This is a genomic window from Aureimonas phyllosphaerae, assembly GCF_900113065.1.
GTDB classification, from domain to species: Bacteria; Pseudomonadota; Alphaproteobacteria; order Rhizobiales; family Rhizobiaceae; genus Aureimonas; species Aureimonas phyllosphaerae.
This window is the reverse complement of sequence record NZ_FOOA01000003.1, coordinates 133472-154497: the sequence shown is the minus strand read 5'-3', so window position 1 is coordinate 154497 and position 21026 is coordinate 133472. Positions and strand designations below refer to the sequence as shown.

Below are 21026 nucleotides of genomic sequence, written 5' to 3'. Positions count from 1 at the left end.
CGGTCAATCGAAAACTTTACGCGCGCAAAGTTTCGTGGTCACGATGCGCCGGTATTGCTCCGACACGGAGACCCGCCATCCCGCTTCCGCCCCGTCATCGCACGATGGAGGACTTTGCCAAGGCCTGTGGGCTGTCGCGCCCGACGCTGGCGAAGTTCTTCGACGATCCCGCAAGCGTGCGTCCCGCGACGCGTAAACGCATCGAGGCGGCGCTGGCACAGTCCGACTACCGGCCGAACCCCTTCGCGCGCAATCTCAATCGGCGGCGGGCTCGCACCATCGGCATCGTGGTGCCGACCGTCGCCGACCCGTTCTACGCCGCGCTCGTCGCGCTTCTGGAAGAGCACTGCCGGTCGGCGGGCTTCTGGCCGCTCGTCCTGTCGTCGCGCGGCGAGGCGGAAGGCGAGGCGCTGGCGCTTCGAACGCTGCTCGACCAGCGGGTCTCGGGCGCGCTGATCGCGTCCTGCGGGGCGGACGCTCTGGCGGAACCGGCGCGGACGCTCGGCGAGCGCATGCCTCTCGTCTTTCTCGACAGCGCGTCGGGCGCGGCGGGCGGCTTCGTCGGCAACGACAACGGGCAGAGCGTCGCCGCGCTGGTGGATTATCTGGCGGAGGGCGGCGAGGCACCGGCCTATCTCGACATGCCGGACGTGAACGCTAGCGCTCGCGAGCGCCGGGCCCGCTACCTCTCGCGCATGGCTGAACGCGGGCTTGCGCCGCACCGGATCACGCCACCCGGCAACGGCTGGGACTTCGAGCGTCTCGGCTTCGAGGCGATGGAGGCGATCCTCCAAACGGGGCCGCCCCGCTTCCGCAGCCTCCTGTGCGCCAACGACCGGCTGGCGCTGGGCGCGCTCGCGGCCGCCTTCGCGCGCGGCGTGACGATCGGCCAAGCGCCGGGCGCGTTGCGGATCGCGGGACACGACGACCATCCGCTCAGCCGGTACGCCTGCCCGGCGCTGACCACGATGGCGCAGGACGTGGAGGCCCACGCGGCGCTCGCGACCCGGATGCTGCTCGATGCTCTTCGCGACGGCCCCGAGGCGGCGACGCGCATTCTTCTGCCGGCGCGGCTGACGGTGCGCGCGTCGGCCTGACGGTCAGTCGCCTGACAGGGGAACGACGGTGAGCTCCGTGCCGCTGGCGCGCAGGCTGGACGCGATATCGGCGTCGACGCCCTGGTCGGTAATGACTTCGGAGATCTGCGACAGCTGGGCGAAGGTGCAGAAGGCGGGCGCCTGGAACTTGGTGCTGTCGACGAGGAGAATCGTGCGCCGCGCCGAGCGGATCATCGCCCGCTTGATCGAGGCGATCTCCATCGAGGCGTCGGTCAGGATCTGTCCGGTCACGGCATAGGCGCCGGTGAAGCAGACGTCGGCATGGATCGTCTCGAAGAACGGCTCGCCGGGCTGGCCGGTCAGGAGGTCTCCGCCAGGCCGCAAGGTGCCGCCGGTGACGATCACCCGCCATTCCGGCACGCTGGAGCCGATCCGCGCGATCTCGATATTGTTGGTGACGACGGTAAGGGGCAGACGACGGAGGGCGGTCGCCCGCACCACCTCGATCACGGTCGAGCTGGAATCGAAGATCACGCTCTCACCGCCTTTGAGGCGTGTCGCCGCCTCCTGGCCGATCGCCGCCTTTTGGCGGTGCTGGTAGTGGGCGTTGAGCGCCGGCTCGCGCTCGAACGTGGCGCGCAAGGGGGGCACGAGCAGCGCACCGCCGTGCGTGCGCTCGAGATAGCCGCCCTCGGTCAGCTGTTCGAGGTCGCGGCGGATCGTGGACTGCGAGCCGCCGATCGCCTCGGTGAGCTCGCCGATCGAGGCCGTCCCGTTGACCTTCAGGTAGTCAAGGATCATCGCGCGCCGCTTGGCGGGAATGATCTCGACGCGTTTGGTGGGGGCGTCCATGGGTGATCCTATGAGGGTCTTCGCGATGCGCCCCCGCCGTGCTGCAATGCGAGGTGAGGTTTGGTTACCAAATGGTGTAGCCGCAATCCACCGTTACGATCGATCCCGTCATCGCGCTCGACGCGTCCGTGGCGAGGAACAGGATCGCGGAGGCGATCTCGTCGGCGCGCGCCGGGCGGTTCATCGGGGTCGACGCCATCCAGGTCGGCATCAAGGCGTCGTCGGTGAAGCCGCCGCGCGACATGGCCGTGTCAACATAGGTCGGCGCGACCGAATTGACGCGCACGCCGCGCGGAGCCCACTCGCCCGCGAGCGAGCGCGTCATGTGGTGCACGCCGGCTTTCGCAGCGTTGTAGTGCACCTGCCGCTGCGGCTTGTTGGAGATGAGGCCCGACATCGAGCCGACCGTGACGATCGAACCCCGCCCGCGCTCCAGCATGGCGCGTCCGAACTCGCGGCACGACCAGTAGCAGCCGTTGAGGTCCACATCGACGACCTTGTGCCAGACCTCGTCGGTCATGCTTTCGCCCGGCGTGTCCGGCCAGGCGATGCCGGCGTTGGCGATCAGGATGTCGATGCCCCCGTGGCGCTCGTTGGCGTCCGCGGCGGCGCGGGCGACGGCTTTGGAGTCCGTAACGTCGAGCGTGACGGCATCGATCTCCCAACCCTTCTCCGCGAGTTCTGCGCGCCCGGCCTCCAGAACGGCCGGGTCGCGGTCGGAGATCACGACGCGCGCGCCATGCTCCAGAAGGGCTTCGGCGGTGCACAGGCCGATGCCGCGCCCGCCGCCGGTGATGAAGGCGGCGCGGCCGGAAAGGTCGGATTTCTCGCGATACATGGCACTGTCCTGATGTCGCGCGGTCAGGCGCGTTGGCGGATTCGCTGGCGGCCGGCACTGCCCGCCGAGCCGAGAACGAGGAGGCAACCGGCGGTGAACGTGTCGCCGAGCCCAAGCGTGGTGAGGGGTGCAGGGTGATAGGGGCTTGGGACGGCGACCGAGGTCCAGCCGCCGCCGAGCGCCCCGTCTCGGACGGGCGGGCGATGGAACGTCGCACCGTCCGCCACGCCCTCCGGCACGGCGGGCTGCCCGGCCATCGACCGCGTGCTGGCGACGAGGCAACCGGCCATCAGCGCCTCGCGCTCGACGTCCGCATCGCGCCGCGTGACGGTCAGCGCCCAGTGGTCGGCATGGACGCAGACGCGATCGAGCCCCAGGCGCTCGCCGAGCGTCCGCATCGTCGAGGCCATGTCGGCGTCGGCGACGCCGGGCGCGAGATCGCGCAATTCCGAATGACTCATGCCAAGCGAGGTCACGGCACCCCGAGCGCCGTCGAGCACGCGATCTCTTAAGGCCGCATCCTCGAAGGTGCTCATCTCGAGGTGCACGGTGGAGAGGCCCGCGTCGCGCCAGCGCCGCGTCAGCGAGAATACCCGAGCGAGCTCGTCGTCGAGATCGGCCGGCGGCACGCAGTTGAAGCCCGCGACGAGGCCGGTCCCGGCCTCCGGCGCGAGGTGCGGCGTCAGCCCGTCGAAGGCCGCGTCCTTCTCGAGGCCGGGATCGCCGAAGCGCACGATGATGCGCGACGAGCGGTTCGGCATGCAGTCGCCGACGGCGCGTCCCGCCGTGTACTCGAAGATGTAGATGTCCGGCCGCCGCGCCCCGCGCGGCTGGACCGACCGCGCCCGCACCGTGCGCTCGCCCTCGGCCAGCAGCAGGTTCCCGGGCAGGCGCGCCAGCATGTGGGCGCTGCGGTCCGACAGGTTGACGATCGCTGGAGCGCCGAGCGTCGTCAGCACCCATCCGGCCTGCGGGCCGACACCGCCGAGCGCGTAGCGGGCCGGTACGTGTTCGGCGAGCCACGCGGGGCCGGCAGGCCACTCGACGCGCACCTCGCCGCCGACGCCGCGCGCGACGCGATCCTTCAGCATCGACGCGAAGGCGGCAGCATCCGGATGGTCCGCCGTCCAGAGAGCGGCCGCGTTCGACAGATCGATCCTGGCATCGACGCACGCGCTCATGCCGCAGAGCGTCAGCCGGGCGCTGCGCGCCATGCCGGGCAGGCGGCGGACCAGACTCTCGTAGGCGGCACGCCAGTCGGCTTCGCTGTCGTGCATGGAAACTCTCCGCAGGATCACGTCAATCCGCGTCAGGAACATGCGGAAGCGAGGCTGGGGTCAACCATAAAACGTCATTGTCGTGCAGCATCCTCATGCTGCGGCTGCGAGGGCGGAGAGGGGCGTCGATGGCCGGAGGACGCTCCTCTGATGCGTCGAGAGCGCAAATGTCGGCTCGCTGAAGCGCGCTGCAGATTTGGAAGAAAAAGATTTCCGATGAAACAATTTGGAGTTATACCTTGCGGCGTCGCACGTCCGGTCCGCGAACCGAGCGCGCACCCCGTCAACGATCCGAGGATGACCGCCGTGCTCCGGTTGGACCAGAAGCTTCAGAACATTCGCGCCGGGCGCTACAGCCGGTCGGATTTCATCATCGCCGACGCCAAGGACAGCGACATGGGATCGGGTGTCGGCGGCACCGGCTTCCTGCGCAATCCGGACGGAACGCAGGGACGCCGCCGCACGCGCCAGGAATTTCTCGACGCCATCGAGGCGATCATCCGCCAGGACGTCGTCGACATCATGCTGGTGTCGGTCTCCAACCTCGACGAACTGCACGAGCGGGGCGCCTTCGACGGCAGCGCCGTGAAGCCGGCGATCCGCGCGAACGAGACGACCGACTGCTGGGGCGGCATGCGCCACCAGCGCTACACGCGGGCCCCGTCGCTGCCGTTCCGCACGGCCGAGCTGTCGCGCGTGCGCTACGGGTCGACCTTCCCGCAGCCGGGCGCGCCGGTGAAGGGCACCGATCTCGGTCTGTATTCCGTGACCTTCAACAACGATCTCGCCGCCGACATCGAGTCGCTGGAGGCGTTCGCCGAGTTCCGCCGCGAGGCGGCGGCCAACGAGTTCAAGTACTTCTACGAGGTGTTCAACCCGAACGTGCCGCTCGACCTCGATCGCGACGCGCTCGGCGAATACATGAACGACTGCATCCTGCGGTCTCTGGCGGGCGTCTCGAAGGCCGACCGGCCGGAATTCCTGAAGATCGTCTACAACGGTCCGAAGGCGCTCGAGGAGCTTGCGAGCTTCGATTCGACGCTGGTCGTCGGCGTGCTCGGCGGCGGTGCCGGCACCGCGCGCGACACGTTCGAACTGGTCGCGCAGGCCGAGAAGTACGGCGCCCGCGTCGCCCTCTTCGGCCGCAAGATCAACCTGGCCGAGGATCCGCTGGCGATGGTCTCGATGATGCGTCAGGTCGCCGACGGCGCGCTGACGCCGGACGAGGCCGTGCGCGCCTATCACGGCGAACTCCAGAAGGGCGGCCTTCAGGCGGCCCGCTCGCTGGAGGACGACCGCACCGTCACCGAGGCGAACCTCCAGCCGGCCGCGACGCTTCGCGCCGCCTGACGTTCGCCTTCGCGCGCCGCCGATCTCCCCGGCGGCGCGCGTCCCGTTTCAGGCCGTAGTGCGGTTCCAGTTCTGCCGGTCATGGAGGGCGACGACCGACGCGTCGGTGAAATCCTCGACCGCGAAGTCCGCCCCGGCGGCGGTGAGTTCCTCGACCGAACGGCTGGTCGCGATCCCGACGCAGACGAGGCCGCCTCCCTTCGCCGCGGCTAGCCCCGGCAGCGAATCCTCGAACGCGATCGCCTGATGCGGCGTCAGTCCGAACGCCTCCAGCGCGAGCCGGTAGGGCAGGGGGTCGGGCTTGCCGCGCTCCAGTTCGTCACCGTAGATGCGGATCTCGAACCGGTCGGCGATCCCCAGCGTCTCCAGCATGAAGGCGACGTTCTTGCGGGGCGCGTTGGTGACGAGCGCGATGCGCAAACCGTCGGCGCGCGCCCGGTCGATGAAGGCGACGACGCCCGCCAGCGGCTTCAACTCGCCCGCCATGTCGCGAAACCGCGCTTCCTTGCGGTCGATGAAGTCGCGATGCTCTTCGGCCGTGCGGTCGGGGAAGAGATAGCGGCCGACCGCATCGTTCGGCTGGCCGGATACGCGGCGGACGAAGGTCTCCTCGTCGATCGCCAGTCCCTCGTCCTCCAGAAGCGCGCGCATGGCGACGAGATGCAGGGGATCGGTGTGCGCCAGCGTGCCATCGAGGTCGAAGAGAAGCGCCTCGATTGGTGTCGAGGTCGAGGCGGTCGTCTCGGTCATCGTCGTCTATCCCGGTTGCGTCGCGCCGCGTTCGGCACCCGGCTCCATAGCGCGGACGGGCGGCGCCGTCACTTGATCGGGCGCTTCTCGAGCTTTCGCGCCAGCGTGCGGCGATGCATGCCGAGGCGCCGCGCGGCCTCGGAGATGTTGAAGTCGGTTTCGACCAGCACCTCGTGGATGCGCTCCCATTCCAGCGTCTTGATCGAAGTCGGACGGTTGGTCAGCGGCACGTTCGCATCACCGGCGCCGCGCCCGAAGGCGGCCTCGATGTCGTCGGTGTTGGCGGGCTTGGCAAGGTAGTGGCAGGCGCCGAGCTTGATCGCCTCGACCGCCGTCGCGATGCTGGCAAAGCCCGTCAGGACGACGATCAGGATGTCGGGGTCATGCTCGTGCAGCATCTCGACGCAGGCGAGACCGGAGCTTCCGGCAAGTTTCAGGTCGACGACCGCAAAGCCGGGCGTGCGCTCCGTCAGGAACGCGCGGAGCGCCTCGGCATCTGGCGCCACAACGACCTCGTATTCGCGGCGCTCGAACGATCGCTTCAGCGTCTTGGCGAAGGCCTCGTCGTCGTCGACCACCACCAGCAGGCGTTCGCTCATGTCGCGTTCTCCTCGATCGACAGGGCGTCGAGCGGCAGGGTCAGCTCGACCAGCGCCCCGCCGTTCGCCAGGTTTTCGGCATGGACGTTGCCGCCGAGCTTGCGAAGGACGTTGAAGACGAGAAACAGGCCGAGCCCGCCTCCGAGGCGCCCCTTGGTGGACTGGTAGGGCTTGCCGAGCGAGGCGAGGATCGCCGGGTCGAAGCCGGGGCCGCGATCCTCGACCCGGAGGCGTAGCTGGTCGCCGACGCGGGCGGCATGGAACAGGATGCGGTCCGGCGAGACCTCGTAGGCGTTGTCGAGCACGTTGAAGACGACCTGACGAAGCGTCGATTCCGAGACGATCGGCATGTTGCGATCGAAGCTGTTCTCGTAGCGGAGGTTTGCGTTGGGCCGCGTCGCACGCCAGTCGGCCGCCAGCCCGTCGAGGAACTGGTGCATCGTCGTCATGCCCGCTTCGAGACCGCGCGCCTCGCCGGCCGACATCAAGATGTGGGTGACGATCGACTTGCAGCGTCGGACCTCGGCCTGCATCGCCTCGATCTCGTCCGCGAGTTCCGGGTTGGCGGTGAGCGAGGGCATTCGGCGCCAGTCGCCGAGGATGATCGAGAGGGTCGAGAGCGGCGTGCCGAGTTCGTGCGCCGCTCCGGAGGCCAGAAGGCCCATGCGCACGATGTGGTCCTCTTCCGCCGCGTGCTGGCGCAGGTCCGCAAGGCGCGCATCGCGCTCGCGGATGTTGTTGCCGATCCGCGTGACGAAGACGACCAGCAGCGCTGCGTTCAGCGCGAAGCAGATGAGCATGCCGATGATGTGCAGGCTCATCAGCCCAAGCCCCTCCTGCTCGACGAATTCGAGCGGGCGGTAGTTCGTCGTGAGACCGGCGAAGCACAGCACCGTGACCAGAACGAGCGCGATCGACGACCAGGGCTTCAGGAGCACCGCCCCGAGCGTCACCTGGAGAAGGTAGAGCGAGGTGAAGGGGTTGGCGGCGCCGCCGCTGAGATAGAGCTGGGTCGTCAGCCCCGCGACATCGAAGAGCAGCGCGGCGAAGAGTTCGAGGTTCGTCACGCCGCGCTTCAGGCGAAGGCGCAGGAGACTACCGAGGTTGAGGAGGACGAGCCCGAGGATGACGCCGAGCATCGGCGCGATGGGCACGGTGACGCCGAGAAACAGCGTGACGAAGGCGATGCTGGCGATCTGCCCGGCCGCCGCGATCCAGCGCAGCTGGATGAGCAGCAGGAGATTCTTGCGCCCGGCTGAGTCTTCGAGCGGGACGCCGTGAAGAAGACGCGCGCGCATTTCGGCAAGGCGCGTGGCGGGCGGAACCGGCGCGGCGCTGTCGAGGGGCGCGCTCATCGGCTGGCCTCCGCGACGCGCCACGCCGTGCGGCGGCGGCGCTCGTCGCGCGCGATCCAGATGCCGGCGCCGGCCAGCATGGTGGCGAGCGCGAACCAGGTCAGCGCGTAGACGAGGTGGTGGTTGCGGAAGGCGACGACGGTCAGACCGCCGACGGGAATGCCGCCCGGCGTCTCGCCGGCCGACTGGTCGATAAAGAACGGTGCGACAGGCCCGAGCCCGCGCCTTTCGGCGATCGCCGCGACGTCGCGCGAGAACCAGCGATCCGCGGCGGGATCGTTCGACCGCAGGAAGCCGCCCCCCGGCTCGTCGAGGCGGAGGAGTCCGGTGATGGACACGGGTCCCGGCTGTTGCCCGGCGGCGCGGGTCGCCGGATCACGGCGGTCCGCCGGCACGAAGCCGCGATTGACGAGGATCGTCGTACCGTCCGTCATGACGAACGGCGTCATCACCCAGAAGCCCGATCCGAGCTCAGTGAGGGCTTGGACGAACGTCTCGCGGTCGTTGCGGAAGGAGCCTTCGAGCCGCACGCGACGATATTCTTCGCTCGGCCCGTCGAAGGCGGCCCATTGCGCGGGGGAGGGGGGCGCAGCCGGCGGCGCGTTGACGCGGGCCTCGACGCGCTGGATGAGATCGAGCTTCCAGGACAGTCGCTGGACCTGCCAGATCCCGAGAACCAAGAGGACCGCGAAGACAAAGAGCCCGGACAGGCCGAGAATGAAAAGGGAAAGGCGGCTCCGAGGCCGCCCCGCCGGGTTCGTGGGGTCCGGCCCCGGCGCCATGCGCCGGGTCTCGGTCACGGCATCTGGCTCATATCGTGCTGCATGGCCGGCATCATGTTCGTGTTGAGGTGGTACATGACCCACAGCGAACCGGCGATCGTGATGATCAGGATCACCACGGTGAAGATCAGGGCCAGCATGTTCCAGCCGCCTTCGGACTTCGTGTTCATGTGCAGGAAGTAGACCATGTGGACCACGATCTGCACCGCCGCGAAGGCCATGACAACGAAGGCTGTGACGCGGGTCGAATCGAAGACGTCGCCCATCACCAGCCAGAACGGGATCGCCGTCAGGACGACCGACAGGATGAAGCCGGTGAGATAGCCCTTGAAGCTGCCGTGGCCGGCTTCGTGGTGGTCGTGCAGGACCTCAACCTGAGCCCCGTGATGCTTCTCGCTCATGCCAGCGACCCCATGAGGTAGACGAAGGAGAAGACGCCGATCCAGACGACGTCGAGGAAGTGCCAGAACATCGACAGGCACATCAGTCGACGGCGGTTTTCCGGAATCAGGCCCTTCCAGACGACCTGCGCCATCAGTACGGCCAGCCACAGCGCGCCGAAGGCGACGTGGAGCGCGTGGGTGCCGACGAGCGCGAAGAACGAGGACAAGAACGCCGAGCGCTGCGGACCGGCGCCGATCTCGATCAGGTGGTGGAACTCGTAGGCCGTGGCCCCGAGGAAGCCGAGGCCGAAGACGCCGGTCACCGCGAGCCAGGCGAGCGTCATCCCCTTGGACCCCTTCTCCATCGCCAGCATCGCCATGCCGTAGGTGATCGACGACACGAGGAGGAGGGCGGTCGAGATGGCGACGAGTTCGAGCTCGAAGAGGTCGGCCCCCGAGGGGCCGGCCGCGTAGGAGCGCCCGTAGACGCCATAGCAGGCGAAGAGCACGGCGAAGATGAGACAGTCGCTCATCAGGTAGAGCCAGAAGCCGAGAAGGGTGCCGCCCTCGGCGTGGCCCTCCTCTTCCGCGACGTAGAACTTCAGCTCGTTGCTCTCGATGCCGGCAGCGGACACCGCGTTTGCATGGGCCATCGATCAGACTCCCGATGTCGCCAGGAGCTGCGTGCGCTCCTGCTCGGCCCGGGCCACGTCATCGGCCGGGATGTAGAAATCGCGCTTGTAGTTGAAGCTGTGCACGATCGTCGTTCCGATGATGGCGACGAAGGACAGGGCGGCCAGCCACCAGATGTACCAGACGAGGGCGAAGCCGCAGGCCACCGACAGGCCGGCCAGGATCACGCCCGCACCCGTGTTCGCGGGCATGTGGACGGGACGGAAGCCGGTGAGCGGACGGACGTAGCCGCGGCGCTTCATGTCCCACCAGGCATCGCCGTCGTGGATCATCGGCGTGAAGGCGAAGTTGTAGGCCGGCGGAGGCGAGGAGGTCGCCCATTCCAGCGTGCGTCCGCCCCACGGATCGCCCGTCACGTCGCGCAGCTTGTCGCGGTTCTTGATGCTCACATAGATCTGGATGAGGAACGAGGCGATGCCGAGCGCCACCAGGAAGGCGCCGAAGGCCGCGATGACGAACCAGATCTGCAGCGACGGATCCTCGAAGTGGTTCATGCGGCGTGTCACGCCCATCAGGCCGAGCACGTAGAGCGGCGCGAAGGCGAACCAGAAGCCGGTGAGCCAGAACCAGAAGCTCATCTTGCCCCAGAACTCGTCGAGCTTGAAGCCGAAGGCCTTCGGGAACCAGTAGTTCACGCCGGCGAACAGGCCGAACAGCACACCGCCGATGATGACGTTGTGGAAGTGCGCCACCAGGAACAGCGAGTTGTGCAGCACGAAGTCCGCGGGGGGAACGGCAAGGAGCACGCCGGTCATGCCGCCGATCACGAAGGTGACCATGAAGCCGAGGCTCCAGAGCATGGGCACGTCGAACCGGATGCGCCCGCGATACATCGTGAACAGCCAGTTGAAGATCTTCGCGCCCGTCGGGATCGAGATGATCATCGTCGTGATGCCGAAGAACGAGTTCACGCTGGCGCCCGAGCCCATCGTGAAGAAGTGGTGAAGCCAGACGAGGTAGGAGAGGATCGTGATGACGACCGTCGCGTAGACCATCGAGGCGTAGCCGAAGAGACGCTTCGAGGAATAGGTCGAGACGACCTCGGAGAAGATGCCGAACGCCGGCAGGATCAGGATGTAGACCTCCGGGTGGCCCCAGATCCAGATGAGGTTGACGTACATCATCGGGTTGCCGCCGAGATCGTTCGAGAAGAAGTTCGTCCCGACGTAGCGATCCAGCGAGAGAAGCGTCATCACCGCCGTGAGCACCGGGAAGGCGGCGACGATGAGGACGTTGGTGCAGAGCGAGGTCCAGGTGAAGACCGGCATCTTCATCATGGTCATGCCGGGCGCGCGCATCTTCACGATCGTCACGATCAGGTTGATGCCCGACAGGAGCGTTCCGACGCCTGCGATCTGCAGGGCCCAGATGTAGTAATCGACGCCGACGCCCGGACTATACGCCGGTCCCGACAAGGGCGGCATCGCCAGCCAGCCGGTGCGCGCGAACTCGCCGACGAAGAGCGAGAACATCACCATCACCGCGCCGCCGACCGTCATCCAGAACGAGAAGTTGTTGAGGAACGGAAAGGCGACGTCGCGCGCGCCGATCTGCAGGGGCACGACGTAGTTCATCAGGCCGGTGATGAACGGCATCGCCACGAAGAAGATCATGATCACGCCGTGGGCGGTGAAGATCTGGTCGTAGTGGTGCGGGGGGAGGTATCCCTCGTTCGCGCCGAAGGCGATGGCCTGCTGCGTGCGCATCAGAATGGCGTCGGAGAAGCCGCGCAGCAGCATCACGATCGCCAGGATGCAGTACATGATGCCGATCTTCTTGTGATCGACGGTGGTGAACCACTCCTTCCAGAGATAGCCCCACAGTTTGTAGTAGGTCAGCGCGGCGACCAGCGCCGTGCCGCCGATGGCGACCACGCTGAACGTCACGATCAGGATGGGATCGTGGAGGGGAATGGCATCGAGCGTCAGGCGCCCGAAGACCAGTTGCTGTAGATCCATATTGGAGAACATCGGTCGGATCCGCTGGTTCGCGCTGTTTCGAGTCGGGGCTGGGAGGAACCCCGGCCGTCGGTCAGTTCGTCTGGTTCAGTTGGTTCGGTGCGATCTCGCCGCCGGATGAGGCGCCGTGACCTTCGTGTCCGCTCATGCTGTTCATGCCGCCGTGGCCTTCGTGACCGGAGCTGTCCGATTGGCCGCCGGAGGAGCCCATGGGGGCAACGCCGTCCGGGGTCTCCTGGGAGCGGGACTCGCGCCCGGAGGCGGGGAAGGTCGCGCCCTGTGCTTCGCTTCCGCCGGACGCCCCGGCATAGCCTTCGGGACCGTGTCCGGCGCCGTCGTGGTTGCGGTGGCCGTCATAGATCAGACGATCGCGGTTCTCCGCGCTCTCGATGCCGGCACCGCCTTGCATGTCGATGTGCATCATCTCGTCCATGCACATCTTCCCGGGCGCCGTGCACATGTTGAGCACCGCCTGGTAGAGGCCGTCCTCGACGCTCGAATAGTAGTGCACCGGTTCCGCTTCGCTGGGCTTCTCGACCTCGAGATACCGCGCGCGGTCGAGCGGCTGGCCCTCGGTGCGGACCTTCTGGACCCAGGCGTCGAAGTCGCCCTGCGCCAGGCCGTGGAACTTGAAGTGCATGTTCGAGAAGCCGGCGCCGGAATAGTTGGCCGACATGCCCTCATAGACGCCGGGCTTGTTGATCACGGCGTGCAGCTTGGTCTCCATGCCCGGCATCGCGTAGATCATGCCGGCGAGCGCGGGCACGTAGAAGGTGTTCATGATCGCGCTGGAGGTGATCTTGAAGTTGATCGGCCGATCGACTGGCGCTGCCAGTTCGTTGATCGTCGCGATCCCGTATTCGGGGTAGAAGAACATCCACTTCCAGTCGAGCGCGACGACCTCAACCGTGATCGGCGGGGTTTCGGCGGTCACCGGGCGGACGGCGTCGATGCGGTCGAGCGGTCGGTAGGGATCGAGGAGGTGCGTCGAGATCCAGGTGACCGCGCCGAGCGCGATGATGATCATCAGCGGCGCCGTCCAGATCAGCACCTCGAGGCGCGTCGAATGATGCCAGTCGCCGTCGTATTTCGCGTCCGGGTTGCTGGCCCGATAGCGCCACGCGAACAACAGCGTCGCGATGATCACCGGCACGATGATCAGAAGCATCAGGCCGGTCGAGATGAGGATCAGATTGGCCTGCTGGTTGGCGATGAAGCCCGAAGGATTCATCACCACAAGGTTGCATCCGCCCAGGGTGAGCAGAAGCGGCAACACGGCCAAGGCGCGCAAGGATCTCTGGAGCAAAACGACCATCTCAGTCCCGATGTCTTGTGCCGCGATGTATGTTTTGCGGTGCGGAATGGGGATTGGACGTTTTGTCCAACCGCGCTTCGTTTGACGAATATGCAGCGGGCGACCTATTCGGCATCGGAGCACGCCATAAATTTAGCGGGCGGGCATCACGCCCCAATTCTCAGGAGCTGCGGCATGTCGACGCCGAACCAGTCAGTGGCCTCGTCCACGGAAATGGAACGCGACGCCCGTCTCGTCTCGACCGACGGCCACATATCGCCCGGCGAACTGGCGATCGGCGTCGTGATCGGGCGCGCGTCGGAGTCGTTCGACTTCTTCGTCTACGGCATCGCGTCGGTGATCGTCTTCCCGGCCCTGATGTTTCCGTTCGCCGACAAGCTGACCGGCACGCTCTACGCCTTCGCCGTCTTCGGTCTCGCCTTCATCGCCCGCCCGTTCGGCTCGATCCTCTTCATGGAAGTCGATCGCCGGCACGGACGCGGCGTCAAGCTGACGATCGCGCTCTTCCTTCTCGGCGGCTCGACCGCGGCGATCGCATTCCTGCCGGGATACCAGTCCGCTGGCATATGGGCCGTCGTGGCGCTTGTCGTGTTCCGCCTGGGGCAGGGGTTCGCACTCGGTGGAGCCTGGGACGGTCTGGCCTCGCTGCTTGCGATGCACGCACCGGAAAAGCACCGCGCCTGGTATGCGATGCTGCCGCAGCTGGGCACGCCGATCGGCTTCATCATCGCCAGCTCGCTGTTCGCCTTCTTCTACCTCAACCTTGCAGCGGAGGACTTCCTCGGCTGGGGTTGGCGTTACCCGTTCTTCGTGGCCTTCACGATCAACGTCGTTGCGCTGTTCGCCCGCCTGCGCCTGATCGCGACGGAAGAATATGCCGAGCTCTACGAGAGCCGGGACCTGACACCGGTCAGCGTCAAGGAACTCGTCGCCAACCAGGGGAGCGCCGTCCTCGTCGGCGCATTCGTTCCGCTGGCGAGCTTCGCCCTGTTCCATCTCGTCACGATCTTCCCGATCTCCTACGTCGACATCTTCTCGAACCGCTCTCCGGGCGAATTCCTGCTGATGCAGCTCGGCGGTGCGGCTATCTGCCTCGTCTGCATTCTACTCTCGGGGTCGATTGCCGATCGGATCGGACGTCGGACGCATCTGGGTGCCTGCGCGATTGCGATCGCGATCTTCAGCGTGGCCACGCCCTTCCTTTTGGGCGGCAGCAGCGCCAGCCAAACCGCCTTCATCATGATCGGCTTTGCACTTCTCGGACTCTCGCACGGCCAGTCGGCCGGTGCCGTGGCGTCCAACTTCGCTGGCCGCGATCGTTACACGGGCTCGGCGCTGACAACCGATCTGGCCTGGCTGATCGGTGCCGGTTTCGCGCCGCTGGTCGCTCTCGGCGCGACCAGCCGGTTCGGTCTCGCGGCGGTCGGCGTCTACCTTCTGTCCGGCGCGGTCTGCACGCTGATCGCCCTTCGCGTGAACCGGCAGATGCGGCTGCGCGCCGTCTGAGTCTGGCGTCAGCACGTCGGTCGGCTGGTCTCGTCAGCTGGTGACGAAGGCGAAGAACAGGCCGATCACCAGGATGTACCCGGCGAGAAAGACCATTAGTCTGGTCATACCAGCCGCCTCGCTGCCGCCAAAGACGGCTCGCCAGAATCGAAGAAGAATGCCGGAACCTTCGGGCATCGAGTCCATGAACATCTCCCTGAAGCATTGACGCCGACGCCCCTCGGGGCGCCGGCGTTTTTGTTAGCGCGTTGAGCGGGTCAGGGACCGGCGGTCGGCGAGCCCGGTTGCGAGCCGTGGGCGTTGCCCTCGCTCGGCCCTGACCCGACGGTTTCCACGCCCCATTCGTCCCGTGCCTCTGCCGTCGTCCGGTTGAGGACCACGGTATCCCCATCGATCCTGTCGACGCTGTCGAGATGCAGGAAGTGATGCTCGCCACCGGCGGCCGGGTCCGTCTTCGTCAGCTTGATCCGGTCTCCGTCGAGATGGTCGACGGTTCCGACATGGCCGCCGTCCGAACCCTTCACGTCCTGGTGCTCTCGAATGCTGCCGCGATCCACCATCGATCTATCCTTGTTCTCCGCCGGGCATCGGCGCCTCGGCTCCGGTGGTTTGGCAATGGGAGTGCGGGAGGCGCGGTTCCGGCCCAGGACGGGGGAGTTCTTGGCCGACCAAGAGACGGCCGGCCGCGGAGCGCGGAGCGGATGCGCGCGTTGTGATCCGGATGCGCGGGCCGGAAGGGATGGATGTGACTGAGGAACACGCAAAATTCGACAAGCCGGAAGCGTTCTCGAAGGCGCTGCGCCACTTCGGCCCTAACCCGCTCCTCGTCTGCCACAACGACGCCGACGGGCTGTCGGCCGGCGCGATCCTGAAGACGGCCATGACCCGTGCCGGTCACCCACCGACGGTGCGCATCATTGGAAAGGGCGAAAATGCTTACTCCGATGCGTTTCGCGCCGAGATCGCCGGGCAGCGCATCGGAGGACTGGTCATCGCCGACCTCGGCGTCGCCGAGCGCCTGCCGCGCGAGGACGTGCCGACGATCTTGATCGATCATCACGTGCCGACCGGGCACCCCCGGAACGCGGTCGCGATCAGCGGCATCGGAGACGATCCGGTGCCCACCTCCAGCCTCCTCGCCTATCGCTGCGCCAAGGCGCTGGGCGAAGCCGACGGTCTTCTGTGGCTCGCAGCCATCGGCCTGATCGGCGACCTTGCCGACGAAGCGGGGTTTCCCGAAATGGCCGCGGCGCGCCAACACTATGGCATCACGGCACTTCGCAAGGCGACGTCGCTGATCAATGCTCCGCGGCGCACGGCCAGCGGCGACGCGTCAGCCGCATTCGCGCTTCTTGAGAAGGCGGACGGTCCGAAAGCCGTGCTGTCGGGCGCCCACGATGAGACGGTTGCGCTTCTGGCGGCCAAGTCCGAAGTCGCGGCCGCATTCGATGAGGCACGGAAGGTGGCGCCGAAAGTGCTTGGCGATGTCGCGATCGTGCGGTTTTCCTCGCCCTGCCAGATCCATCCGCTTGTCGCGCAGGCCTGGAGAGGGCGCCTCAAGGATCGGATCGTCATGGCCGCCAACACAGGATATCGCGAGGGTTGGGTCCACTTTGCCGCACGCACGGCGACGGATCGGGACATTCTGGCCTTCCTTGCCGAGGTTCGACCGACCGGTGCCGACGAGCAGTACGGCAATGGCCACCGCGCCGCGTCCGGCGGTGCCCTGCGGGCGCGGGACTGGAACGAGTTCGTCGAGCGTCTTGGCTTCGGGGCGGAATTGCAGGTGCCTGTCGGCGCCCCTTGAAGGACGAAGGTCATCCGTCGCAAGAAGAGCCGACCTCGACCTTGCGCCGCGTGTCGGCCCGAGCCCTGCGACTGGAGCCCATGTCCGCGATCGATCCCTTCCATGCCACCCGCGCGCTGTTCGACCTTCCCGACGGCCTCGTCTACCTCGACGGCAATTCGCTCGGCGCGCTGCCGAAAGCCGTCGGCCCACGCGTTGCGGAGGTGATCGCCAGTGAGTGGGGCGGGCAGCTCATCGGGGCCTGGAACAGCGCCGGCTGGGTCGATCTGCCCCGCCGCGTCGGCGACCGCGTCGGCCGGCTGATCGGCGCGCCGGCGGGTACGGTCGTCATGGGCGACACCCTGTCGATCAAGGTCTACCAGGCGCTCGCATCGGCGTTGGAACTTCGGCCTGATCGACATGTCATCCTGTCGGATACCGGCAACTTCCCGACCGACCTCTACATGGCGCAGGGGCTGATCGCCTCGCTCGGCCGCGGCCACGAGCTCCGCGTCGTCGAGCCGGAAGCCGTCGAAGGCGCGATCGACCGGAGCGTCGCCGCCGTGATGCTGACGCAGGTCGATTATCGCACCGGCCGTCTGCACGATATGGCGGCGTTGACGCGCCGCGCTCATGACGTCGGCGCGCTCGCAATCTGGGACCTCGCACATTCCGCCGGCGCCCTGCCGATCGACCTCCTCGGGGCGGATGCCGACTTCGCGGTCGGCTGCACCTACAAGTACCTGAACGGGGGACCCGGCGCGCCGGCCTTCATCTATGTCGCGCCTCGGCTCGCCGACGATGCGCGGCCGGCCTTGTCCGGCTGGTTCGGCCACGACTCGCCCTTCGCCTTCGAGCCCTCCTATCGCCCGGCCGCGGGCGTCGAGCGCATGCGCGTGGGAACGCCGCCGGTCGTGGCGCTTGCCGCCCTGGACGCCGCCCTCGACGTTTGGGAGGGGATCGACATGCAGGCCCTGCGTGCCCGTTCGATCGAACTCGGGAACCTCTTCATCGCAGAGGTCCACCGCTCGCTTTCGGATCTGGAACTGGCGTCGCCCGAGGATGCGTCACGGCGAGGTTCGCAGGTCTCGTTCCGCCATGCCGAAGGCTATGCGGTGATGCAGGCGCTGATCGCGGAGGGCGTGATCGGAGACTATCGCGCCCCCGACATCATTCGCTTCGGCTTCACGCCACTCTACCTCGGCGAAGACGACGTGCGGCGCGGTGCGGCCATTCTCGTCGATATCCTGTCGAGCGGCCGCTGGGACCGCCCGGAATTCCGCCGCCGAAACAAGGTGACCTGACCGGCGGCGAAGGTGAGTGGCGACGGATCAGACCGTCGCGCCGCCCGCCTGGTTGACGATCACGTTCGCGCCTGCGCTGGCGCGGTCGTAGAGATCGATGATGTCGTGGTTCATGAAGCGCACGCAGCCTGACGACACGGCCTTGCCGATGGTCCACCATTCCGGCGTGCCGTGCAGGCGGTAGAGCGTGTCCTGGCCGTTCTGGAACAGGTAGAGCGCGCGGGCGCCGAGCGGGTTCTTGAGGCCCGGCTCCATCCCTTCGCGATAGATCTCGAGCTCCGGCTGGCGGGCGATCATCTCGGCCGGCGGTGTCCAGCGCGGCCACTCGCGCTTGAACTGAACCTTGGCCCGGCCCTCCCAGGCGAAACCGTCACGGCCGATGCCGACGCCATAGCGCATCGCGGTGCCGCCCGGCTGGATAAGGTAGGCGTAGCGGGTCGGCGTGTCGATGATGATGGTGCCCGGCTCTTCCGGGCCGGCATACGCGACCTCGCGGCGGAGGTAACGCAGGTCCATGCGGCGAAAGTCGATGCCGGGAATGGTGTAGCCACCGTCCTGGATCGGGCCGTACGCGGTCAGGTATTCCGGGCTGACGCCGGAGGGACCCGTACCACCATTGAACGGGGTCAGGTTGGCGATGCGCGCGCGATTGTCGGTGGTGCATCCGGACAGGGCGAGGGCGGCGGCCCCGAGGCCGAGTCCCTGGAGCAGGGAACGGCGCGAGAGGGCGCGCGGGGAACGATCTTCGGTCATGATCCAGCCAGAACTTGGCGACCGCATCTGCCTTCTGTGCCGAAGGCTTGCGATCCGGTCGCGTCAACACATGCGCTGAAAACGCGCGGGTTCGATCTTCGTTCCCAAGGCTTAAGGTCTCCTGACCCTGCCCGGCGTACCGGGTTCGAGGAGGAACGATATTCCCCGCTGCGCCGGTCTTTCGCAACGCGCGAGGCTGACAAACAAGCGGGGAGGCTCTAGCTAAGGGCCCGGTTTCAGCGCCTGCCGGCGAGATCGAATCGCCCGCCGGGGGCTCGCGAAGAAGGAGACGACCGATGGCCTTCACCCTGCCCGAACTCCCCTACGCCTACGATGCCCTCCAGCCCTACATGTCCAAGGAGACGCTGGAGTACCATCACGACAAGCACCACCAGGCCTATGTCGACATGGGCAACAAGCTCGCAGCCGACGCCGGCCTCGGCGATGCGTCGCTGGAAGAGGTGGTGAAGCAGTCCTTCGGCAAGAACCAGCCGCTCTTCAACAATGCCGGCCAGCACTACAACCATATCCACTTCTGGAACTGGATGAAGCCGAACGGGGGCGGCAAGAGCCTGCCGGGCAAGCTGCAGACGGCTTTCGATTCCGATCTCGGCGGCTACGACAAGTTCCGCAACGACTTCATCGAGGCCGGCAAGACGCAGTTCGGCTCGGGCTGGGCCTGGGTCGCCGTGAAGGACGGCAAGCTGCAGATCGTCAAGACGCCGAACGGCGAGAACCCGCTGGTGCACGGCGCAACCCCGATCCTCGGCGTCGACGTGTGGGAGCACTCCTACTACATCGACTACCGCAACGCGCGTCCGAAGTACCTAGAGGCCTTCGTCGACAACCTCATCAACTGGGACTACGTCCTGGAGCGCTACGAGGCCGCCGGCGCCTGACCGCCGTCTCGTCCTGACGAACTCTCGAAAGGCCCTGCCGCATCTCATGCGGCAGGGCCTTTCTCGTTTTAGCCGCACGCCCTGTTACTGAAGATGGATGGACAGAACCGCCATTCCCCTGTTGTCTCTCTGGAGACGTTCCAAATCTGGCTCCTGGAGAATCGGACATGTCGACTTGGAAGATGGGTTTTGCGGGCTTGGCGGTCTCCGCAGCGCTTCTGGCGCCGCTCGTGCCGGCAACGGCGCAGAACACGGACGTCATCGCCGAACGCCAGCAGCTGATGAAGAACAACGCCAAGGCGGCGCGTTCCGCCAATGCGCTGATCAAGGGCGAGGAGCCCTACGACGCCGCCAAGGCGAACGCGATCTTCACGATGCTGAACGCCGACGCCAGAAAGTTCGGCACGCTGTTCCCCGAAGATTCCAAGACCGGCGGAAAGACCGAGGCCTCGCCGGCGATCTGGGAGAAGCCGGCCGAGTTCGAAGCAGCGAACGCCAAGTTCGTCGCCGATACGCAGGCCGCGCTCGATGCCAAGCCGGCCGACGTGGAAGCTTTCAAGGCCGCGTTCGCCAGCGTTGCCGCCAACTGTCAGAGCTGCCACCAGCAGTTCCGCGCCAAGTAGGCCGATCCGGTGGGCGCGCGCCGGATCCTCGTCGCCCTCGGCGCCGTGGTGGTCGTCGCCGGCGGCGCCTATGCCTTGACGGCGCCCCGTCGCCTGCCGCCAGACGCGATCGCCGCGGAGGGGAGCGGTGATCCGTCCCGCGGCGAGCGCCTGTTCCACGCCGGTGGATGCGCGTCCTGCCATGCGCCGTCCGAAACTGCGGGCGATGCGCCGGTGGTGTTGGCCGGCGGGCCGCCGCTCGAGACGAAGTTCGGAACGTTCCATGCGCCGAACATCACGCCAGATCCGCAGGCCGGGATCGGCGCCTGGTCGTTGGCCGACTTCGCCAACGCGATGCAGCGCGGCGTCGATCCGAACGGCCAGCCGCTCTATCCCGCCTTTCCCTACACATCCTACGCGCGCATGACCGCCGGCGACATCGCCGACCTCCATGCCTACCTGATGACGCTGCCAGCCTCGTCGAGCGTCGCGCAGCCCAACGATCTCGCGTTCCCCTACAGCGTCCGGCGAGGCGTCGGGCTGTGGCAACGCGCGTTCCTCGACCCCGCACCCGTCATCCCGTTGCCGGCGGATGCTTCGGATACGGTGAAGCGCGGGCAGTACCTCGTGGAAGGGCCGGGCCATTGCGGCGAGTGCCACACGCCGCGAACCTTCGGCGGGCTCGGGGGACTCGATCATTCGCGCTGGCTGGCGGGCGGACCGGCGCCCGAGGGCGACGGCAACATTCCCGACATCACGCCGAGCGGCGAGACTGCCGACTGGTCGGAAGCCGATCTCGCAACCTATTTCGAGACCGGCTTCACGCCGGACTTCGACAGCGTCGGCGGATCAATGGTCGCGGTGCAGAACAATCTGGCTAAGCTGCCGGCTGAGGATCGCGCCGCCATTGCGGCTTATCTCAAGGCCATTCCCGCCGTCGCTCCGGCGGGCGAGGGGAACTGACGC

The 21026-nt window shown here is 67.0% G+C and carries 21 protein-coding genes and 1 pseudogene; 8 read left to right on the top strand and 14 right to left on the bottom strand.

Features of this window, described 5'->3' with window-relative positions:
- The first annotated feature begins 104 nt into the window (after positions 1-104).
- The gene (locus tag BM175_RS05880; protein ID WP_090960617.1) at positions 105-1097 is read left to right on the top strand and encodes a LacI family DNA-binding transcriptional regulator; all 993 of its coding nucleotides are present in this window, start codon (positions 105-107) and stop codon (positions 1095-1097) included.
- A 3-nt stretch (positions 1098-1100) separates the two neighbouring features.
- Here BM175_RS05880 and BM175_RS05875 read toward each other — a convergent pair whose 3' ends face one another.
- The 3 genes from BM175_RS05875 to BM175_RS05865 all read right to left on the bottom strand — a co-directional run bounded on the left by BM175_RS05875 (position 1101) and on the right by BM175_RS05865 (position 4025).
- Complete coding sequence (locus BM175_RS05875; protein ID WP_090960614.1) at positions 1101-1910, bottom strand: DeoR/GlpR family DNA-binding transcription regulator; 810 nt, start codon at positions 1908-1910, stop codon at positions 1101-1103.
- 64 nt (positions 1911-1974) lie between these two features.
- Positions 1975-2748 (bottom strand): SDR family NAD(P)-dependent oxidoreductase, encoded by a 774-nt coding sequence (locus BM175_RS05870; protein ID WP_090960611.1) that lies wholly within the window; start codon positions 2746-2748, stop codon positions 1975-1977.
- Positions 2749-2771: 23 nt separating this feature from the next.
- On the bottom strand, positions 2772-4025 hold the full coding sequence (locus BM175_RS05865) for an ADP-dependent glucokinase/phosphofructokinase (protein ID WP_175526773.1): 1254 nt from the start codon (positions 4023-4025) through the stop codon (positions 2772-2774).
- A 297-nt stretch (positions 4026-4322) separates the two neighbouring features.
- Between BM175_RS05865 and BM175_RS05860 the strand changes: the two genes are divergently transcribed.
- Positions 4323-5375 (top strand): hypothetical protein, encoded by a 1053-nt coding sequence (locus BM175_RS05860; protein ID WP_090960607.1) that lies wholly within the window; start codon positions 4323-4325, stop codon positions 5373-5375.
- A 48-nt stretch (positions 5376-5423) separates the two neighbouring features.
- On the opposite strand, the gene BM175_RS05855 is transcribed toward BM175_RS05860, so the two are convergent.
- The 8 genes from BM175_RS05855 to cyoA all read right to left on the bottom strand — a co-directional run bounded on the left by BM175_RS05855 (position 5424) and on the right by cyoA (position 13210).
- Positions 5424-6125 (bottom strand): HAD family hydrolase, encoded by a 702-nt coding sequence (locus BM175_RS05855; protein ID WP_090960605.1) that lies wholly within the window; start codon positions 6123-6125, stop codon positions 5424-5426.
- 68 nt (positions 6126-6193) lie between these two features.
- Positions 6194-6724 carry a response regulator transcription factor gene (locus tag BM175_RS05850; protein ID WP_090960603.1) on the bottom strand — a complete coding sequence of 177 codons (531 nt, stop codon included), beginning with the start codon at positions 6722-6724 and terminating at the stop codon, positions 6194-6196.
- Complete coding sequence (locus BM175_RS05845; RefSeq protein ID WP_342029203.1) at positions 6721-8079, bottom strand: ATP-binding protein; 1359 nt, start codon at positions 8077-8079, stop codon at positions 6721-6723. The genes BM175_RS05850 and BM175_RS05845 overlap by 4 nt, the downstream gene beginning before the upstream one ends.
- Complete coding sequence (locus tag BM175_RS05840) at positions 8076-8861, bottom strand: SURF1 family protein (RefSeq protein WP_090960600.1); 786 nt, start codon at positions 8859-8861, stop codon at positions 8076-8078. The genes BM175_RS05845 and BM175_RS05840 overlap by 4 nt, the downstream gene beginning before the upstream one ends.
- Positions 8862-8875: 14 nt before the next feature.
- Positions 8876-9262, bottom strand: a complete 387-nt coding sequence (gene cyoD, locus BM175_RS05835; protein ID WP_090960597.1) for a cytochrome o ubiquinol oxidase subunit IV — start codon at positions 9260-9262, stop codon at positions 8876-8878.
- Positions 9259-9897: a cytochrome o ubiquinol oxidase subunit III gene (gene cyoC, locus BM175_RS05830; protein ID WP_090960595.1), complete on the bottom strand. Its 639-nt coding sequence runs from the start codon at positions 9895-9897 to the stop codon at positions 9259-9261. Before cyoC ends, cyoD begins: the two co-directional genes overlap by 4 nt.
- Positions 9898-9900: 3 nt before the next feature.
- Entirely contained in the window at positions 9901-11907 is a 2007-nt protein-coding gene (cyoB, locus tag BM175_RS05825; RefSeq protein ID WP_090960592.1) for a cytochrome o ubiquinol oxidase subunit I, read from the bottom strand.
- A gap of 61 nt (positions 11908-11968) precedes the next feature.
- Positions 11969-13210 (bottom strand): ubiquinol oxidase subunit II, encoded by a 1242-nt coding sequence (cyoA, locus tag BM175_RS05820; protein WP_090960589.1) that lies wholly within the window; start codon positions 13208-13210, stop codon positions 11969-11971.
- A gap of 174 nt (positions 13211-13384) precedes the next feature.
- Between cyoA and BM175_RS05815 the strand changes: the two genes are divergently transcribed.
- The gene (locus tag BM175_RS05815; protein WP_090960585.1) at positions 13385-14716 is read left to right on the top strand and encodes an MFS transporter; all 1332 of its coding nucleotides are present in this window, start codon (positions 13385-13387) and stop codon (positions 14714-14716) included.
- Positions 14717-14749: 33 nt separating this feature from the next.
- Here the strand turns inward: BM175_RS05815 and BM175_RS22635 are convergent, their stop codons facing one another.
- Together BM175_RS22635 and BM175_RS23040 are read right to left on the bottom strand one after the other, a co-directional pair.
- Entirely contained in the window at positions 14750-14902 is a 153-nt protein-coding gene (locus BM175_RS22635) for a hypothetical protein (protein WP_175526772.1), read from the bottom strand.
- A gap of 152 nt (positions 14903-15054) precedes the next feature.
- Positions 15055-15276 (bottom strand): annotated as a pseudogene (locus BM175_RS23040) (DUF2171 domain-containing protein); the annotation flags it as partial.
- A 185-nt stretch (positions 15277-15461) separates the two neighbouring features.
- On the opposite strand from BM175_RS23040, the gene BM175_RS05805 reads away from it, so the two are divergent.
- Together BM175_RS05805 and kynU are read left to right on the top strand one after the other, a co-directional pair.
- Entirely contained in the window at positions 15462-16523 is a 1062-nt protein-coding gene (locus tag BM175_RS05805; RefSeq protein WP_244545889.1) for a phosphoesterase, read from the top strand.
- Between the two features lie 80 nt (positions 16524-16603).
- Positions 16604-17806 (top strand): kynureninase, encoded by a 1203-nt coding sequence (gene kynU, locus BM175_RS05800; protein WP_090960576.1) that lies wholly within the window; start codon positions 16604-16606, stop codon positions 17804-17806.
- Positions 17807-17833: 27 nt separating this feature from the next.
- On the opposite strand, the gene BM175_RS05795 is transcribed toward kynU, so the two are convergent.
- The gene (locus BM175_RS05795; protein ID WP_055889646.1) at positions 17834-18559 is read right to left on the bottom strand and encodes a L,D-transpeptidase; all 726 of its coding nucleotides are present in this window, start codon (positions 18557-18559) and stop codon (positions 17834-17836) included.
- A gap of 296 nt (positions 18560-18855) precedes the next feature.
- On the opposite strand from BM175_RS05795, the gene BM175_RS05790 reads away from it, so the two are divergent.
- The 3 genes from BM175_RS05790 (at position 18856) to BM175_RS05780 (ending at position 21023) form a co-directional block, all read left to right on the top strand.
- A complete protein-coding gene (locus tag BM175_RS05790) occupies positions 18856-19458 on the top strand; it encodes a superoxide dismutase (RefSeq protein WP_090960570.1) in 603 nt (200 codons plus the stop codon).
- 167 nt (positions 19459-19625) lie between these two features.
- Positions 19626-20081, top strand: coding sequence for a c-type cytochrome (locus BM175_RS05785; protein WP_090960567.1), 456 nt, complete (start codon positions 19626-19628; stop codon positions 20079-20081).
- A 9-nt stretch (positions 20082-20090) separates the two neighbouring features.
- Positions 20091-21023: a cytochrome c gene (locus BM175_RS05780; RefSeq protein ID WP_090960564.1), complete on the top strand. Its 933-nt coding sequence runs from the start codon at positions 20091-20093 to the stop codon at positions 21021-21023.
- Positions 21024-21026: the final 3 nt, after the last annotated feature.

Excerpts from the sequence above, each read along its gene's own strand:
- BM175_RS05880 (WP_090960617.1), top strand. The coding sequence starts at position 105 with ATGGAGGACTTTGCCAAGGCCTGTGGGCTGTCGCGCCCGACGCTGGCG.
- BM175_RS05785 (WP_090960567.1), top strand. The coding sequence starts at position 19,626 with ATGTCGACTTGGAAGATGGGTTTTGCGGGCTTGGCGGTCTCCGCAGCG.
- BM175_RS05790 (WP_090960570.1), top strand. The coding sequence starts at position 18,856 with ATGGCCTTCACCCTGCCCGAACTCCCCTACGCCTACGATGCCCTCCAG.
- BM175_RS05860 (WP_090960607.1), top strand. The coding sequence starts at position 4,323 with ATGACCGCCGTGCTCCGGTTGGACCAGAAGCTTCAGAACATTCGCGCC.
- kynU (WP_090960576.1), top strand. The coding sequence starts at position 16,604 with ATGTCCGCGATCGATCCCTTCCATGCCACCCGCGCGCTGTTCGACCTT.
- BM175_RS05815 (WP_090960585.1), top strand. The coding sequence starts at position 13,385 with ATGTCGACGCCGAACCAGTCAGTGGCCTCGTCCACGGAAATGGAACGC.
- cyoC (WP_090960595.1), bottom strand. The coding sequence starts at position 9,897 with ATGGCCCATGCAAACGCGGTGTCCGCTGCCGGCATCGAGAGCAACGAG.
- BM175_RS05870 (WP_090960611.1), bottom strand. The coding sequence starts at position 2,748 with ATGTATCGCGAGAAATCCGACCTTTCCGGCCGCGCCGCCTTCATCACC.
- cyoD (WP_090960597.1), bottom strand. The coding sequence starts at position 9,262 with ATGAGCGAGAAGCATCACGGGGCTCAGGTTGAGGTCCTGCACGACCAC.
- cyoA (WP_090960589.1), bottom strand. The coding sequence starts at position 13,210 with ATGGTCGTTTTGCTCCAGAGATCCTTGCGCGCCTTGGCCGTGTTGCCG.
- BM175_RS22635 (WP_175526772.1), bottom strand. The coding sequence starts at position 14,902 with ATGGACTCGATGCCCGAAGGTTCCGGCATTCTTCTTCGATTCTGGCGA.
- BM175_RS05855 (WP_090960605.1), bottom strand. The coding sequence starts at position 6,125 with ATGACCGAGACGACCGCCTCGACCTCGACACCAATCGAGGCGCTTCTC.
- BM175_RS05865 (WP_175526773.1), bottom strand. The coding sequence starts at position 4,025 with ATGCACGACAGCGAAGCCGACTGGCGTGCCGCCTACGAGAGTCTGGTC.
- BM175_RS05850 (WP_090960603.1), bottom strand. The coding sequence starts at position 6,724 with ATGAGCGAACGCCTGCTGGTGGTGGTCGACGACGACGAGGCCTTCGCC.
- BM175_RS05795 (WP_055889646.1), bottom strand. The coding sequence starts at position 18,559 with ATGACCGAAGATCGTTCCCCGCGCGCCCTCTCGCGCCGTTCCCTGCTC.
- BM175_RS05875 (WP_090960614.1), bottom strand. The coding sequence starts at position 1,910 with ATGGACGCCCCCACCAAACGCGTCGAGATCATTCCCGCCAAGCGGCGC.
- BM175_RS05840 (WP_090960600.1), bottom strand. The coding sequence starts at position 8,861 with ATGGCGCCGGGGCCGGACCCCACGAACCCGGCGGGGCGGCCTCGGAGC.
- BM175_RS05845 (WP_342029203.1), bottom strand. The coding sequence starts at position 8,079 with ATGAGCGCGCCCCTCGACAGCGCCGCGCCGGTTCCGCCCGCCACGCGC.
- cyoB (WP_090960592.1), bottom strand. The coding sequence starts at position 11,907 with ATGTTCTCCAATATGGATCTACAGCAACTGGTCTTCGGGCGCCTGACG.